The following is a 556-nucleotide window of genomic DNA, read 5'->3' on the forward strand; positions in this document are numbered from 1 at the left end:
GTGCGTCGCGGGTGCGGGTGCATGTGGTGCCGGCGGGTGATGGTGGTGTGCGGGTGCGGTTGGCCGATGGCGCGGGTGCGCCGGTGGCCGAGATCGCCTCTTTGATCTCCCGCCCCCTCCCCGCCGGGGAACTGGCGGCGGGGACCACCTCCGGGCACGCGGCCCTGCGCCACCTGCGCTGGGAGCCCTTCACCGGTGAGCCGGCCGCGCTCTCCGGCGTGGTGGCCGTGGTGGGCGACGGGCTTTCGGACCTGCTGTCGGGGGAGGAGCCGGCGGGAAGCCGGTTCGTGCGGTTCGCCGATGTGACGGAGCTGGGTGCCGCGGTGGGGGCCGGTGAGGTGCGGCCGGAGGCGGTGATCCTCCCCTTCGATCCGCCCGAGACGGACGGCGCCGGGCTCGGGGACGCGGTGCGGAACGCGCTGGGGGACCTGGCGGCGGTGGTGGGTGCTTGGGTGGGGGATGAGCGTCTGTCGGGTGTGCGGTTGGTGGTGGTGTCCTCGGGTGTGGTGGGGGCGCGTGCCGGTGATGGTGGCCCGGGTTTGGTGGGGTCGGCGGT

1 protein-coding gene is annotated in these 556 nt (G+C 75.2%); it reads left to right on the top strand.

The window, feature by feature from the left end:
• Positions 1 to 53 precede the first annotated feature (53 nt).
• A partial coding sequence (locus ACYVHU_RS26715) for a SpnB-like Rossmann fold domain-containing protein (protein WP_498949928.1) occupies positions 54 to 556 on the top strand: 503 nt, incomplete at its 3' end.

The organism is Marinactinospora endophytica (assembly GCF_054780875.1).